The 17,117-nt window shown below is 44.4% G+C and carries 8 protein-coding genes; 2 read left to right on the top strand and 6 right to left on the bottom strand.

Annotation, left to right across the window (positions count from 1 at the left end):
• The first annotated feature begins 26 nt into the window (after positions 1–26).
• Positions 27–9,326 carry a Tc toxin subunit A-related protein gene (locus AC1XUD_RS03110; RefSeq protein WP_483359492.1) on the top strand — a complete coding sequence of 3,100 codons (9,300 nt, stop codon included), beginning with the start codon at positions 27–29 and terminating at the stop codon, positions 9,324–9,326.
• A 98-nt stretch (positions 9,327–9,424) separates the two neighbouring features.
• Here the strand turns inward: AC1XUD_RS03110 and AC1XUD_RS03105 are convergent, their stop codons facing one another.
• Both AC1XUD_RS03105 and map read right to left on the bottom strand, forming a co-directional pair.
• Positions 9,425–10,378 carry a ketopantoate reductase family protein gene (locus AC1XUD_RS03105; RefSeq protein ID WP_483359491.1) on the bottom strand — a complete coding sequence of 318 codons (954 nt, stop codon included), beginning with the start codon at positions 10,376–10,378 and terminating at the stop codon, positions 9,425–9,427.
• A 69-nt stretch (positions 10,379–10,447) separates the two neighbouring features.
• Positions 10,448–11,209 (bottom strand): type I methionyl aminopeptidase, encoded by a 762-nt coding sequence (map, locus tag AC1XUD_RS03100; RefSeq protein WP_483359490.1) that lies wholly within the window; start codon positions 11,207–11,209, stop codon positions 10,448–10,450.
• Positions 11,210–11,322: 113 nt separating this feature from the next.
• Between map and AC1XUD_RS03095 the strand changes: the two genes are divergently transcribed.
• Positions 11,323–12,177: a helix-turn-helix domain-containing protein gene (locus AC1XUD_RS03095; RefSeq protein ID WP_483359489.1), complete on the top strand. Its 855-nt coding sequence runs from the start codon at positions 11,323–11,325 to the stop codon at positions 12,175–12,177.
• Positions 12,178–12,184: 7 nt separating this feature from the next.
• Here the strand turns inward: AC1XUD_RS03095 and AC1XUD_RS03090 are convergent, their stop codons facing one another.
• The 4 genes from AC1XUD_RS03090 to AC1XUD_RS03075 all read right to left on the bottom strand — a co-directional run bounded on the left by AC1XUD_RS03090 (position 12,185) and on the right by AC1XUD_RS03075 (position 17,112).
• Positions 12,185–12,628, bottom strand: a complete 444-nt coding sequence (locus AC1XUD_RS03090) for a DUF1801 domain-containing protein (RefSeq protein ID WP_483359488.1) — start codon at positions 12,626–12,628, stop codon at positions 12,185–12,187.
• A gap of 151 nt (positions 12,629–12,779) precedes the next feature.
• The gene (locus AC1XUD_RS03085; RefSeq protein WP_483359487.1) at positions 12,780–13,802 is read right to left on the bottom strand and encodes an LLM class flavin-dependent oxidoreductase; all 1,023 of its coding nucleotides are present in this window, start codon (positions 13,800–13,802) and stop codon (positions 12,780–12,782) included.
• Between the two features lie 144 nt (positions 13,803–13,946).
• Entirely contained in the window at positions 13,947–15,467 is a 1,521-nt protein-coding gene (locus tag AC1XUD_RS03080; RefSeq protein ID WP_483359486.1) for a DUF1501 domain-containing protein, read from the bottom strand.
• A 10-nt stretch (positions 15,468–15,477) separates the two neighbouring features.
• Positions 15,478–17,112 carry a DUF1800 domain-containing protein gene (locus AC1XUD_RS03075; protein ID WP_483359485.1) on the bottom strand — a complete coding sequence of 545 codons (1,635 nt, stop codon included), beginning with the start codon at positions 17,110–17,112 and terminating at the stop codon, positions 15,478–15,480.
• Between the last annotated feature and the right edge of the window lie 5 nt (positions 17,113–17,117).

The raw sequence follows: 17,117 nt of genomic DNA, 5'->3' as shown, positions 1-17,117 counted from the left end.
CGATAAACCCCTTAAAAATAAAGATCATGCCTTCAATAAATAAAATCAATACTGTTTTCGGTGCTGTAAAAGATGTCAGCGGCCGTCCGTTGGCAAACCTGATCGTCGAAATTTATGATGTAGATATGCGCGAGTGGCTGCCTTTATCTGGTACGTCAACCGACAGAGAAGGCCGATATAGCCTGACTTGGGGGTATGAACAGCTAAAGGGACGGAACATTAACGAAGCGGATATAGCGGTCAGGGTACTCGCGCCCGATAAGATTACCGAACTTTTCAAATCTTCTATGGATGAGGTTCGGTTTAACGCGGGAGACCGGGAGGAAATCAATATTGTTATTTCACAAACTATTCCTCAGAGTGAAGTTGAATTTGATTTTCTGGTAAGGCAGGTGAGCTATCTCGCAAATCAGGTTCCCATCGCGGATCTTCAGGAGAATAAGGAATTCAGAGATATCACCTTCCTATCCAAAGAGATGCAGATTCCGGCCGAGAAAGTGGAGCATCTTGTGGTCGCCCATCGGCTGCAAAATCTTTCAAAAATTGGCGCCGCTTTCTTTTACGCAATACTGCGCAGGGGGACTTTGCTGAATAACAGCTTTGGCCAAACCCTGAACGCAAGGCATTCGATAGGTATTCAAGCCGACGGTCAGTTATTGATTCTGGATATCGGACGTGCAGATCAAAAACTGGTACAGAGAGATTTAAAGATAGCAGTTGGTGAAAAGCTGGTGGGGGAGGAGGTTCTCAAAAATATAAAACAATACTTCGAGTATCTGTCAGTTTACAGAGAAAGAGCGGCAGGATATTATGAAAAGGAACACCCGAAAAGGGTAGTGCGCCTTCTGACGAACATACTAAATCCGTCAAAAATGACGGCCGTAAAGGAGCTGTTCAGAGCAAGTAAAAATGACCTGAATGGTTTTGTGCAACAAGTGGCAGATCCCGCATTTTTCCAAACAACAGAGACTCCCGACGATATTAAGCTGGGTGATATGATTAGTCAGTTATTTGCGCTGGGGAAGAAGAGCATACCTTTTATCGTGGCAGATAATAGACTAAAAAAGGAAAAAGACGTTCAGAAATTGGCTCGTTTCAACAAGGCAAAATGGGTAGAGACGCTCAGCGAGGGTAATCCTGAATTGAAAGATTCTACGTTGATCAAAAGTTACGCATCAGCTATAGTCAGGAAATTTGAAAGTGCTTTCCCAACGACCGCATTCGCTGCTCAACTTGAACGTTCGGAAACGGATGTGTTGAATAACCAAACGGAACTGGTTAGCTTTTTTAATAAGCACGAAGACTTTGATCTCGCCAAAAATAACGTAGATACTTATCTCAAAACGAGGAAGATATCTGCAAAAAGCACAGCACTCATAGCGGATGAATTAAAATCTGTTCAGCGGATATTTAAACTCATACCGCACTACGGCAAAACCATCGCGCTGAAAAACGAAAACATCCAGTCTGCCTACAACATTGTTTCTGTCGGCGAAACACGTTTTGTGAATGAAATAGCACCCAAAGCAGGCATATCGGCTCTTGAAGCCAAGGAGGTATTCCGGAAAGCAGAAACCAAACATACAGCGGCGATGCTGATGATCGGCGATCTGAACGACAGCATGAGCGCAATGAATATTGCTTCGTTTGAAACCACTTCACTGGCCGATAAAATAGAGGCTGTCAGCAAGGATTTTCCAAATCTCAAATCCCTTTTCAAGATTACAGATTCGTGTGCGTGCGAACATTGTCGATCGGTATATAGTCCGGCCGCATATCTGGTTGAGATACTGCAGTTTCTGGATAAAAGAACGGTAGTCGCCGGAAATGCAAAAACTGTGCTCTTCAACAGACGACCGGATTTAGGTGAAATTGACCTGGGATGTGAGAATGCCAATACGCCGGTGAAGTATATTGATCTGGTATGTGAAATTCTGGAAGACGCCATTGCCCCTGACGAAGGAATCGATTATACGGGCGCACTGACAGCCGGTCCGGATCCATCAAAGGGCAAAATATCAGCAGCCCTTTTGGCAGCTTTGACCGCAGCCGGATTACCAGTGACTGCCAAAGCACTGATCCATGAAACAGAATCGGGAATGGTATCTCCCGCGACATTGCCACATTACTTGCGTGACAGTAAGGTGGTATGTAAAATTGTTAACACGGGTGGCAACACCTACAAAATCTACCGGCTTCGACAAACCATGTCGTCGGCTGAGGAACTGGATGCCGCCCCTGAATATGTTAATGCACAAGCATATAATGAGTTACGTACTCAAAAATACGCATTCAAGTTACCTTTCGATTTACACCATAAAGAGGCAACCGCATATTTCGACAGGTTTGGCCTTGGTCGGGATGAGTTGATGAAAACGTTTCAACTGGCGGCAGGACCTAACGATATTGCGATAGCGGCGGAAAGCCTCGGATTGTCGGACAGCGAAAGGCAAATCATTACGGCAATACCAATTCCAAATGACAATGCGGCTCAACAGGCATTCTGGAATGTGCCAGCGCCCGGAAATGTGGTTGACTATCTAAAACAAGTTGACCATTTTCTGGATAGAACGAGTCTCGAATATAAGGATCTGGAAGTACTACTGCAGCTACGGTTTATCAAAAAGACCCAAAACCTCTTTGTCTACAGCGACGAACTTACCTGCGATACGGCCACCAAGGAAATCCGCAATATCAATTTTGATACCCTGGATCGCATTCATCGGTTTTTACGTCTGCAAAGGAAACTTGGCTGGAAGTTTGAAACACTGGACGAAGTAATAAGTCAGCCAGCGCTGGGAAATGGGATTCTGAATGACAATTGCATCAAAGTCACCGCGGCTCTCAAAAAATTAGTAGAAAAGACAGGGTTGAAACTCGAAGATCTGATCGCCTTCTATGGCGAAATCCCGCACACTTTATTGCCATATAAAACCACGACGCTTTACGATTCTATCTTTCAAAACAAAGCCAAAAATGGTACTATTGAGCCAGGACTTTCAGCTGAAAATGTGGCCGCTAACGAAACAGCTGCGGTAAAAAAGACATTGAATGATTTCAAAACTGCTATCAGCGTCAGTATCAATATCAATGAAAGCAATTTTGACCGGCTCACTGGCGCACTCGCGAACAATATTCTGACCTTCGCCAATCTCAGCCGCGTTTTTGCGATGGGAAAATGGATGAAGAGAATGAAAACGGCTCCGGACGATTTTTTCATCTTGCAAGAACTAAGCGGGATTAATGCCTTAGGCAGTCCATCCGATACGCTCGCTTTTTATGAAGCGACGGTCAATGTAAGATCTTTGCCTATCAAACTGACAGATTTGAAATTCACCCTGAATCACGCAGCAGAAAACCTCGCGGACAGGGAAATTAAAACCGACAAAATGGAAGCGCTCCTGAAAAGTCTTCAGGCTATTTATCAGAAGTCCTTCAATGAGAATCGTTCCTTATACAGTGATGATACAACTGTTGAAACCCTTGTGGGTATACTCAAAAATCAACTTTCCACTTTGACGGTTTTGCAGGAAGCTGACGTGAATATACTGCTCAATTTTGTGGATAGGAAATGGGCCTATAAATGGGTTGACGACACATATACAGTACATTCAGGTACTACTCTGGCCAATGCACTTACGTTTATTGATGACAAACAAATTGCTTCTCTTTTTGATGTAACTGCAATTAAAGCTGCACTCAATACGCTCGGCGCGGCTCCAGGTCCGGGCATTGAAACCGAGCAAAAAGCGTTGATCAAAACCTGGCTGGCTGCTATCTCAGGATTTAATTTCACCAGTGAAAAACCAGGGTTACTATCGGCGGCAATAGCTGCATCTTTCAAGACCGACGCGGGCCTGGCAGACGCAATACTGTCTGGAGCAAAGCTGAAGAAATCGGCTCCGGGAACGGACATATTGTCCGACCTGTTATTGAGCAATTCATTGATCGATGTTGGTGATATAACTGCGGCTCATCCTTTGCCAATTCTCCCCGCCATTTCGGAAGCGGCTTTTAAAAAACAATATGATGCGTTGCGGCTGCTGCACAAGCTTTTCCCACTGGTATCTGCCCTAAAACTTGACAATGTTCAGATCTCCTGGTTTTTAAAAAACAACCAGCAACTGGGATGGTTTGAATTGGATGCCATTCCTTTTGCAACCGGGCAGGCTGCGGTTTCATATAACGCTTTCAAAGAATTTTCGGAATTGCTGAGCCAGGCCAGGACTTTGGCTCCGGTCATCAACCCTGCCGATCCGGAAAAACCGGTCACATTTTATAGCACAATGGAGGCGATCGTCGCCGCTGGGACTACTCAGGACGATTTGATGCAGTCTATCGCCGTTCTGACCGGGCACGTCAAGGAAACGTTGATATCCATTGATGGATACTTTTTTGCAGCATTTAATAGCAGCAATTATAAGAGTATTCCCAATTTTTTGAGATTGCTGGAATCCGCTGAGAATATGCGAAAGTTGAGCGCAAGTATTTCAGAAATAGCGAATTATATCAAACCAGTGTTGACTGCTTCTGATGTAGCGGCAGTGCGTACCAACCTCAAATCACGCTATGACGAAGATACCTGGCTCATTACGTTAAAAGAGATTATGGACAAAATTCGTCCGCAAAAGCGGGATGCGCTGGTTGCATATCTGTTGGCGACGAATCCAGATATAAAAAATGAGAACGACCTGTATGAATACTTCCTGGTTGATGTAGAAATGGGTTCCTGCATGCCTTCATCTCGTATTGTGCTGGCACATAATTGCATTCAACTTTTTGTGCAACGATGTTTGATGGGTATCGAACCCGACGCAATTGCCGATATAGACCATGATCCGAACTGGAACCAATGGCAATGGATGAAAAACTACCGGGTCTGGGAGGCCAATCGCAAAATATTCCTTTATCCTGAAAACTGGTATGATGTTACCCTTGCTGACGACAAATCCTATCAGCTCACAGAATTCATCAATGAATTGCAGCAAAATGAACTCACGAACGACACCGCCGAAGCTTCTGTCCGCAACTATCTGGAAAAACTGGACAACATCGCATTCCTTGAGGTGAAAGCCACCTGGTATGACGTTCCGACCCGAACCATGCACGTTTTTGCCCGTACCAAAGGAGCGGATCCAGCGATATATTATTACCGGCGGTTTGAAAAAGAGCGTTCGTGGACTGCCTGGGAAAAAGTGGAACTGGACATTCAGGGAGATCAAGTCCTAGCTTTTATTCGAAACAATCGGCTGCATTTATCCTGGTTGATGTTTACCGAAGAAGCGCAACCCGATCAGCAAACCAAAGTCCCGGCAGGTACCGATCAGGGTACATATGTGAATACCGATCGCCCTGCGAAAAAACTGGTGATGACGCTGGCTATCAGTGAGTATAGTAATAAGAAATGGCAGCCGAAACGGGTGTCAAAAGACAGTATATCAACCCCCTCCACTTATACGCTCGACTATAGTTTGCTGGAACGGGAGAAATATAATATGCTGTTTCTGAAAGAGTCAGATCAGATATATATTTTCAGCAGCCAGAATTCCGGCGGGGTGGATACGCATCAGAAAAATGGAGTTTTTGATATATCGGGTTGCAAAGGATATCCTGAAAAATCATATGAGGGAGACGATTATTTCCCCGATTTCCTGCCCGATTTTAAAGATTCGCAATTGCGGACACAACGTTATAATGAAATCACGTCGATTGCTCCCGACGATCTCGCGGTGAAAAACGGAGTCAAGCCGTTTGATTTCTTTAAACTGCTAAATCTTACACCGGGTCAGTTCAGGATCAGTTATCCGCACCAAATGACGGCGCTGGATACATTGAGCCTTATATATCAGTTATTTACGATGGCGCTTAATCTGGCAGCTGGAACCTCCTCCAACAGGAAAGGAAAATGGAAGCTACCTTTCGGGACTATGCTGCCTTATTTTATGGAGGACAGCTGGCATGCATATGTCATCATTCCGGGCTTTTATAAGGAGACTACCGATGGCACCTCTGCGATGGTCACGGGATTAAACGATGAAGAAAAAAGGACCGGATCGGATTTGTTTCAATTGCTGGATGATATAGCTAATTGGTTCAAAAAGACCGTGCGTGATTTCTTGACTACGCCGCCAGCCGATGCGCAGGCAGCGATTGACCGAATACTGACCGATCCCGATTTTCAGGCAATTATTCAGGAGATGTCGCGCTACAAGCCATTGCAGCCAATACTGCAATTCCTGATCGGGAATACCGGCAATCCTGATTTTGATGAGGAATTGAAAACCGCACTCGAGAAGGCAGGGTTGGTATATGGTGAACAATTCAAGAATATGTATCACCCGCTGGTTTGTACTTTACGAGCCATACTTTACAAAGACGGTATTCCGGGGCTGATGAAGCGGGAAACGCAGCTAAAAGTCAATACGAATTTCAGTTTTAAGAACTACTATAGTCCCGACCCGCTGAACGTCGCCAAAACTAGCTATAAGCAGGTCGACGGATCGCTTCTTTACGACTATCCTATTGAAGATGTGGATTTTACAAGCGACGGGAGCTATAGCTTGTACAACTGGGATATGTTCTATCGGCTACCCTTGCATATTGCTGGAAGCCTGACGAAAAACCAGCGTTTCGAAGAAGCGATGTCGTGGTTTGGCTACATATTCAATCCAACCGGAGCTTTACCCGGAAATGGCGTGCAGAAGTATTGGGTAACCAAACCTTTTTATCTCAATCAGGAAGCCGATTATATAGCGCAGCGGATTGACTCGCTCATGTACTCCACGTCGAACGCATCTAATCCGGATATTAAAGAGCTGGAGTTTGCTATTGACCAATGGAGGAATAAGCCATTCAGACCTGACGTGATTGCACGATTCCGGCCAGTAGCCTATCAAAAGGCGCTACTCATGAAATATATCGATAACCTGACGGAATGGGGCGATAATCTGTTCAGACAGGATACGATGGAGTCCATTGCGCAGGCAACCCAGATGTATATACTTGCAGACAAACTATTAGGGCCAAAACCGCGCGTTGTTCCACCGGTTGTGAAGCCACCATATGAAACCTACAACCAGATAGAAGCGAAGCTGGACAGTTTTAGCAATGCGTTGATTGCGCTTGAAAATATTCTGCCTGATCTTTCGGTGCTACCTCAGGGTGGTAATGAACTTCCTGCACCGCCGGTCACTTTGTCACTGCTCTATTTCTGTATTCCGAACAATGAGAAAATGCTGGAATATTGGGATCGGGTGGGAGACCGGCTATTCAAAATACGACATTGTCAGAATATCGATGGCGTGGAACGGAGCCTGGCGCTGTTTGCCCCTCCGATCGATCCTGCTATGCTGGTAAAGGCTGCGGCTTCGGGGTTGGATTTATCTTCGATACTGGCCGGGATTAACGCGCCTGCACCATTTTACCGGTTCAGTACTTTGGCTCAAAAAGCAAATGAACTTGCACAGGAGGTACGTGGTTTGGGCAGCTCGCTGCTTTCTGCTTTAGAGAAAAAGGATTCCGAGGCATTATCATTGCTGCGCAGCGAGCTGGAAATAAAGGTTTTGAATGCAACCCGCGAAATCAGGAAACTGCAAATCAGTGAAGCAGCCGAACAGATCCAAGTTCTGAAGAGGACGAAGCTGGTTACCGAAGAGCGTCATACCTATTATAAAAATATAGAGAAAATTATCCCGAAAGAACAGCTCAATCTGGATAAACTGAGTGAAGCAAACGACCACCAGGTAGCCGCTCAGATCGTAAGAACCGTGGCAGGCGCGCTACGTTTGATACCGGAGTTTCATGTGGGAGCTTCCGGTTTTGGTGGTTCCCCATCGGTGGTTTTGCAACTTGGTGGCTCGGCAATTTCCGGAGCAACCAATATTGCGGCTGATATATTGGGTGTGCTGAGTACAGTGGCCTCTTTTGAAGCGAGCAGGGCAGCAACTTTGGGTGGTTATGATCGTCGGTTTGATGATTGGAAGTTGCAGGAAAGACTGGCTTTGAAGGAGTTAAACAGTATCGACAAGCAGATCGACGCGGCGCAAATCAGGAAAGAAATTTCAGAAACAGATCTGAAAAATCAGGATCTGCAAATTGACAATGCGCGGAAAACAGACGAGTTTATGCGTTCCAAATTTACCAATAGAGAGCTGTATGACTGGATGATAGGGCAGATTAGCTCGGTGTATTTCAAGTCGTATCAACTCGCCCACGATTTTGCGAAGAAAGCAGAACGCAGCTACCGGCTGGAGCTGGCTAACGACGACAGTTTCATTTCGTACGGATATTGGGATAGTATGAAAAAGGGCCTCCAGAGTGCCGATCAGCTCATCTATGATATCAAACGCATGGAGACAAGCTATCTTGACAAAAACAAACGTGAGTACGAAATCACGAAACATATTTCGCTCGCCCAGCTTGACCCGTTGGCGTTGGTAAAATTACGGAATACAGGCATATGCGACTTCGAAGTGCCGGAAGCACTTTATGATATGGATTTTGCAGGACAATATTTCAGACGGATTAAATCAGTGAGTATCAGTCTGCCTTGCATCGCCGGGCCATATACTTCTGTTAGTGCTAAACTTTCTTTGGTCAACAACCGGTACCGAAAGAATGCCAATACTGCGGCCGGTTACGACGAGGTGCCTGGTGATGAACGATTTACATATAATGTCGGGGCAATTCAGTCGGTTGCGACAAGTAACGCGCAAAATGACAGCGGACTCTTTGAATTGAATTTCCGGGACGAAAGGTATTTGCCGTTCGAAGGATGTGGTGCCATCAGCTCATGGCGACTTGAATTGCCCAATCCAACCGTTGCAAAACAATTTAATTACGACTCGCTTTCCGATGCGATATTGACGATCAAGTATACTTCCCGTGAAGGTGGAAGCAGTCTGAAAACGTTGGCCGAAGGTACATTGACAGATCGACTGGAAGCGATCAGACAACAAATCGGATCAGAGTCCGGCTTGCATATAGCATTGAATATGAGGCAGGATATGCCAAATGAATGGCATTCGTTTAAACGTAACAAAACTGTCAAGCTCACCATATCGAAAGACAGATTGCCATATTTTGTGCAGGCATTGGGCGGAGGTAATATCGATCACGTTAGATTTATCGCCAAAGCTTCCGCTGCCGTTACCCTTAAAATTAATGCAGCGGCAGTGCCTGTAAACGGCGAACTCTGGGGCTTATGGACAGGAAATACGCCAAACGGTGCTATTGAAGCAGATACACAGTTTACGCTTTCGATTGACTCACAAGCTGAATTGGATACTTTGACCGATCTTGTTCTAATGGTCAAATATGCATTTTAATATATGACATACTGCCTGGAAATGAGACGCGATTGAAACTCGAATTTCATTTCCAGGCGATTTAACGTTTCATCCATTACGAAGGGAAATCGCCAAAATCATTGTTCATTCCTAGTCAAGTCTGATTTGATTCTCGTCAGTTCTCCTAAGAGCGATGTAGTTGGAACACTGATATTTCCGGCTTGAATTCCTGCTCCTTCGATGGCAAAATTGAATGATTCTATCTCGGTCTGCCGTTTGTTTAGTATGTCCTGATATGTGGAAATCTTTTGGCCATCTGAAGCTTTGCTTATCATTAGCACATTTTGAAGCACGTCATCTTCTGTCAATTCGATGTTATAATACCTTGCGACAGCCAGACATTCGCGGATGACCGTTTTTGCAATTTCCAGAACTTTTTCATTACGCTGGAATATCCCGTTATCAGTTTCTAAAAGGGGGCAGATGGAGTTGAAAACGCAGTTGCTGATAACCTTTTTCCAAATAATTGGCTGGATATCCGGCTCTGACCGAAAAGAAAAAAGATCGGTGTTGAGGTGCTCGACAATATGTTTCAGATCTTCGTCAGATCCATTCAGCGGGCCGATCGGCGACGACGCTACAAGTTTAAACCTAACCTTATTTTCGCCAATAGACTCACTGGTTGCCAACAAAACACATCTGTACAAATTGGTGAATCCCTCATCAATGAAACTGTTTTCTATATGCAAACCATTTTGTAGAAAAACAATCGCAGAATCCCCGATTTTGTCTTTCAACTTACTAGCTAACTGGGAATTGCCAAACGATTTATTGGTTAGTAATACAATCCCATCAAGCTTTTCATAGTGATTGATCGAGCTGACCTGGATATTGGCGGCAAATACAGATCCGGCTATTTCCACCTGAATTTCTTCAAAGGTAACAGCTTGCTCATCGACAGAACCGCGGAGAATAGTCACATCTTTTCCGGCTACTGACAATGCAACAGCCAAAGCCTTCGCTATCACACCGTTGCCGATGATGTATGTGTTGCTGGAGGGATTTGTAACTCCATTAGTTTTCAGCTTCATAAGCATATATCATCTGAAAATATTTGAGATGCAATTTAGCGATATCGCTAAATTGCAAGCAACCATCAGTTATATTCCATTTCCAGCCGTCAAAATTATCGGTTTCCCCGATGTTACCATTATTGTATGTTCATGTTGTGCCACAAATCCGCCTTTGCTGCCAGAATAAGCCCAGCCATCCGCGGCGGTTTCGATAAATGAAGACTTGGTGGAAATGAAAGTTTCAATGGCCACAATCGAATCCTTTCTGAAACGCCTGATTGTGTCATCGCGGTCGTAAAAATTCATGATTGCTTCGGGTGCTTCATGCAAACTTCTTCCCACGCCATGGCCACCTAAGTCTCTGATGACGGTATATCCGGATTTTTTAGCTTTGGTTTCTATTAGTTTTCCAATATCAGCAATTCTTATGCCGCCACTGATGTGAGAAATCGCATCTAATAATATCGATTTTGAAGTATCTACCAAATGTTGCAACGCCTGAATATCCTCGCCCACTATAAACGAACAGCCATTGTCAGACCAGAAGCCATTTAATTCCGCGGAAACATCTATATTAATGATATCGCCATTTTTCAGTTTCACTTTATCCGAAGGAACGCCGTGTGCAAACTCTTCGTTGACGCTAATGCAGGCATATCCGGGGAAACCATATGTTTCAAATGGCGCAGACTTAGCACCAAGATCCTCCAAAAGTTGTCTTCCATATTCGTCGATTTCTTTGGTCGACATGCCTATTTGAGTATATGCTTTCATTTTTTGCAAGGTCTGTGCAACAGCATCACTCACTCTTTTTATACCTTGAAGTTCTTCACTAGTTTTTATAATCATCCGCCAATTTCATTCAGTTTTTCACAAAGCTAGGTGCATCTAAATTGTACTCATAGTAAATATTAGACACGGTTAAATTCTTTGGCTGTTAACATTTCCCGTAAATTTGTACCATGCCAATTGATTACCTGAAAAAGATACAGTTACGGGAGTTCAATGAAAACGGATATAGAATTAGCCCTTCAATGGAGCTTGAATCCGTAATCGAAGGATTTTATGTTTTCTCGAAAGACGCTGGAAACGATACCCATCTGATCTTCAATGATGGATTTCCTGTGCTTGTATTTTTACAAAATCGCGAAGATGCGGTGACGGTGTCAGCAGATGGCGAGACCTTTCAAGTCAAAACCGCATGGGCAAGTGCGGGTTTAATTAAGAATGTATATATCACCTTCAATAACGATATTGAACAGGTTTTTATCGTGCGGTTTCACCCAGATGCTTTTTTCAAGCTTTTTGGTTTAGACGCCCAGTATTTCAGATCTAACCCAATTGCCCCATTTGAACTTATTGCAGCAAGCAATCAATTCAGAATTAGTGAGTTTTTCAAATGCATATCGATTGAAGAAAAGACGGCATTCGTTGAAGTGTATCTCCAGGATGCTTTCACAGCGCCCAGTACCTCTCAAACCTTACGGAAAACGCTGGACCATATCCACAAGGTTAGGGGAAACAGCTCTGTACGAAATGTGACCGAAGACGTCGGCGTAAACTATAAGTGGCTTGAAAGGAATTTTGCGAAAAATATCGGACTTCTTCCCAAGGAGTACATTCAACTCCAGCGCTTCATTCATGCCTACGTTGAGCTGATGGGAAGCAAAGAAATCGATCTGATGCGAATAGCGGTATCCAACGGATACTATGATTCGAACCACTTCCTGAAAGATTTCAAATCCTATACCGGAAAGACACCGCTGGAGTATCTGCGATTTCAACTTTATTCAGGTGCGGCACGTTCTTTCGTTTAGGGTTGACCTATTTAATTTGCTCAGCTTCATGCTGTTGCCCACCTCCATATCGTATCGCAGCTGCCAGCACATCTGTATTTATATCTTCAATCGTTTTGAACTTGATGCAATAGCCGGTCACGCTCGCTTTACCTAGTTGTTTTCCGTACGTTTGGGTTAAATATGTCTTATCCTTGATGCCCAGTATATATACAGAAATTCCGGTTTTGTTGGCGCTCAAACCAATTCGAAAAAAATCCCTGGTCTTACCATCAGCATATTTGATGGTTTGGAATCCATAACCAATGGTAGGGTTGGCAACCGTTTTACCTTCGCTCGTCACACCATTGTCGAACCATAACTTACAACCTGGCAAAACTTGAAGCGTGAGCTTGTGCAACTCCCGCATTTCACCGCGCTTTGATTCAGGCAGACTGGTTATGTACTGTTCGATTTGCCTTTCAACGTTCATATCCATTTAACTAAAAGCGCTCATGAAGTGCGAGTGAAATTGCTACAAAGAAACAATAGTTAAATCGCTGTAAGTAAGCAAGTTAACTATTGTTTCTTTCCCCGGGTCGAGGCAATTGGCAAAATCCTTTATAGCTTGATCGTAAGCATTTTCAACGCCAGCCTAGTCCGGGTGCTACATATTTCAAGATTGAAGACAGTAGATGTACATTGTAATCAACTCCTAGAGTGTTGGGGATTGTCAAAAGTACCGTATCTGCTTCCTGAATGGCTTCATCCTCAGCCAATTCTTTAATAAGTTGATCCGGCTCTGCAGCGTAACTTCTACCAAAAATCGCCCGTTTGTCTTGTTCAATCATCCCAATTTTATCGCTGCCGGTGCCTTCCTGCCCGAAAAAATATCGATCCTGATCAGATACCAGTGCAAAAATGGACCTACTCACCGAAACCCTTGGCTCACGCTGGTGTCCCGCTTTTTTCCATGCTTCTTTGTATAACCTGATTTGCTCCGCTTGCTGGACATGAAACGGTTTGCCGCTTTCGTCGTATTTCAAGGTAGAACTTTGAAGGTACATTCCGTTTTCGGCTGCCCAAACGGCAGTGGCATTAGAGGCGGCACCCCACCAAATACGTTCCCGCAGGCCTTCCGAATATGGCTCCACACGCAGTAAGCCGGGTGGGTTCGGAAACATCGGATATGGATTTGGCCTGGCAAATCCAGCACCTTTTAGCTTGTCAAGGAATTCCAATGCTTTGCGACGACCCATATCTGCATCACTTTCTCCGTTGGCCGGTTCATATCCAAAATAGCGCCAGCCGTCGATTACCTGCTCCGGCGACCCTCGGCTGATTCCCAATTGCAATCGTCCTCCGGATATCAGATCCGCAGCGCCCGCATCCTCCACCATATACAGTGGATTTTCATAACGCATGTCAATCACCCCCGTTCCGATCTCTATTTTGCTTGTTTTGGCGCCAATAGCCGAAAGTAACGGAAATGGCGAGGCTAGCTGTGCTGCAAAATGATGCACTCGAAAATAAGCGCCGTCTAAGCCGATTTCTTCGGCAGCCACAGCAAGGTCAATCGATTGGAGCAAGGTGTCACCCGCTGTTCTGGCCTTATAAGCAGGATGGTTGGCCCAATGCCCGAACGATAAAAATCCTATTTTTTTCATATAGTGACCTCAGGTTTCTTGTTCTTTCAAAGTGGGTTTAAAATTAGACAGATTCTTCCACTTTAAAATACAGACCCCGATACAGACCTCAATATTTGGTTCGTCAAATTACTCAGGAGTTTCGACCTCTGTGGAGTAAACAAGTCAGCCAGTGATATTTACGTTGAAATCTCCCAGAAATCTGAGTTCGCCGTTAACCTCTAGATACTTTGCATTTATATTTTGTCCCACGTCAATCACATGACCTGCATTGACAATGATCTTTTCAGTAGCCGTCGGAGTACGTCCATTCGACCAAATTTCCGGGTTTGCCCACGCACCCGACGCGAGCGTTTGAACTGTGTCAGAAAAAAGGGATGTTGTTTTGAAGGTCGAAAACAACAAATCGTTCGTTGTTGACGGAGGTGTGCCAAACCAGTCGCTAAGAATATCTGAATAAACCCTGCGAAAATCGATCTGCATTTTAATATCACGGCTTGTTTCCCACGATTGTGGATTTACTGGTAGCAAACCATTGACAAGATCCGGATTTGTTCCGATTACCTGCCTTTTCATGGCTGTCCCGAAAACAAACATCGGCGCGCCGACGCCATGATCAGTACCCATTGAACCGTTGGATGTCGCCCTTCGTCCAAAGTCAGAAAATGTCATCCCAACTACCTTGTCCTCAGTGCCCTGCAGTTTCAGGTCTTTTTGAAATGCTGATATTGCATCTGAAACTTTTTTCAGCAAATCTGCATGAACACCCTCTGTATTGCTGGTTTCCACCTGTTTTGCATGTGTGTCGAAACCGCCCATTTCTACGTAGTAAATTTTGGACTTTAAACCTCCATGAATCAGGCGAGCTACGATTTTTAATTGTTCTGCCAGATTATTTGCCGCAGAAGTAGGTGGGTAGTCGGCCATATTCTGACCTGCACTGGCGGCAGCTTTTATTTCGCCTGCATATCCTACCGCAAGAAGTTGTTGTTCCCTCACATAGGCAATCAAATCTCCTGCGTCACAACATGGGAGATCGTTTTGGTCGGGGGTCTGAGATCCAATGAGTTGATAAAAGCTATCAGGATCACTTAGTGTAATTCCCATGGATTGGTTATTTCCCAATAAGGTTGTGCTTCCTACATATCCAATCTGAACAGCAAGGGGATCTTCCATTTCTTCGTTCGGGTAATTTTGAGGATATCCCGAAAAACGGTTCTCAAGATATCTACCAGCCCAGCCGGAGGGGGAAATTTGATTTGCATCCACACCAGTCATCCATATATCAGACGATCGAACGTGGGACTGGTTTGGATTAGGATACGAAACAGAATGTATTATTGATAATTTACCCTCGTTATACATATCCCTCATACCTGTCATCGCCGGATGCAATCCTGTTTCAAGGTTTCCCGATAGCTTCAGTACCTTATTTTCAGGAATGGCAATGTTGCTTCGCAAGCCCATATATTCCGAGTAATATTCGAGCGGTATCACCGTATTCAGTCCGTCATTCCCACCGTTTAAATAAACGATTACAACGACTCTGTCTGAATTCAATGCAGCTGTTTTCATTAACGACTGAACTAAAACTGAATTTTTGGCCAGGGATTTTACTCCAAATCCGTCCACCATTACTGGTAATAACATGGAGGAGGCTGTTGTGAGAAACTGTCGTCTTTTCATTTTTTTTATATTAAAACAGCTGATATTCGGCCATTCGAAAGATGTACTTCATAAGCGGCTCGCAACGCCAGAATACGGGATTTCGTGCATTGGCATTAGTTGGATCCCTTCTATAGGCATTCATTTCAAACTTCCAGGATTCTCTTGGAACGCTTCTCATCATGATCTTATCAATCAAAAAATCCTTTTGCGGCTGCGGTAATTCTATAGCGAAGAGATTTTTGGTAAATCCAGCGAGTAATTCTTCGCATGATATCGCCGGTGTTCCGGTCACGTCGTCAAAGTTGGGCTGTATTTGTTTTAACCAAGTCCCGAAGCTAATACCAAGCTTTGTTCCTGGAAGAATATCCAGCCATGGATATACCATGGCATCAGTATGCGAGCCGCGTAGTCCAATCGTAGTTCCGTTTATCCAATTCTTAGAATATCCGGTTTGATAAAAAGGAACCGAACCAAAAACAAGTGGTTGATCCAGAAACCTCAATTGCATTTTGCTCATTCCCCATTCCTGAAACTCCATCATTCTTCTAAATGCCGCATATTGTGTAGTAATATCAGGTACAGGTTGGTTCAGGTGCCTCAGCATCCCAATCATGAACTCGGCGGGTGATTTTACCAGAGAACCCACATTTCTGGTCTCAAAGAAGATGTCGCTGGTTAAAAGCTTTTTTAACACCGGCACGATTGCATAATTGTTTTCCGATCCTGCGAAAAAATCCGCCAGGGGTATAATAACATTATCTTCAATCTCCTGGGTTACATTGGGATTTACATACCATCGATACAGTTTCCGGCATATAAATCGGGGAGTTTGGGGATGATTAAGCAACATGGTTGTCAAATCGGCGAGTTCATCTTCGCCAGCGGTTGAGCCACTCCTTCCAGTGATTGTTGTATTGTAATATTTTTGGGAAAAGGACTTATTTGTAGTGTCATGGCGAGAGGCGGTAAAGAAAGATCCAAAAGACGTGGACCCCTCAACCCATAAATTTGAGACCTGCCAGCCCGTTAAAACTCTTGCTGCCTCCTTGACGTCCTGTTCCGTATAGTTTGCATTGCCTGCAAAATCTTTTTGACCGACCGTAAACAGCTCCTGAAGCTCGCGTGCATAATTTTCATTGGGACTTTCCTTACTATTTTCGTTTCCGTTCTGGAATATCAGCATTCCGGGATCTTTGGTTATGCCAATCACGAGTGTTCGAAAATTGCTTGTGGCATTGTCGCGTAAAAACCTTAAATAGCGGTCTGTGAATCTATAATCTCCTGTTGAAGAGTGAGTTACTACAAAGTGATTTTGCCAGAATGCCGTGAGTTTTTCAAGAATCGATGGATGTCCGTTCTGCTCTGTCATTAATCCGATCCACCAGTAACGGATAAACAAAAAGTATTCGTAGGTGCGGCCTCCATTAAATGGCTTTGTCAAAAACTCTTGCCCGGAATCCGGTCTTGACTCAACCATTTCAACGGGTGGGGGCGGAGAGGCTCGGAAGGATGCGTTACTAATTAATATGTCGACCGCCTGGTTTGCAGTTTTTCCCGTAAAATCATCAATTTCATCGTTTGTTGGGCCAAATGTTGCACGTCGCAACAAATGACCTGCAGTTTGAGCTGTCAACTGAGTGGTGTATGTGTTCAAATAAGCCATATAGT

It is taken from the genome of Dyadobacter sp. HNCC25DJ184 (assembly GCF_056895215.1).
The sequence above is the reverse complement of the archived record's forward strand: the minus strand, read 5'-3'. Positions and strand labels throughout refer to the sequence as shown.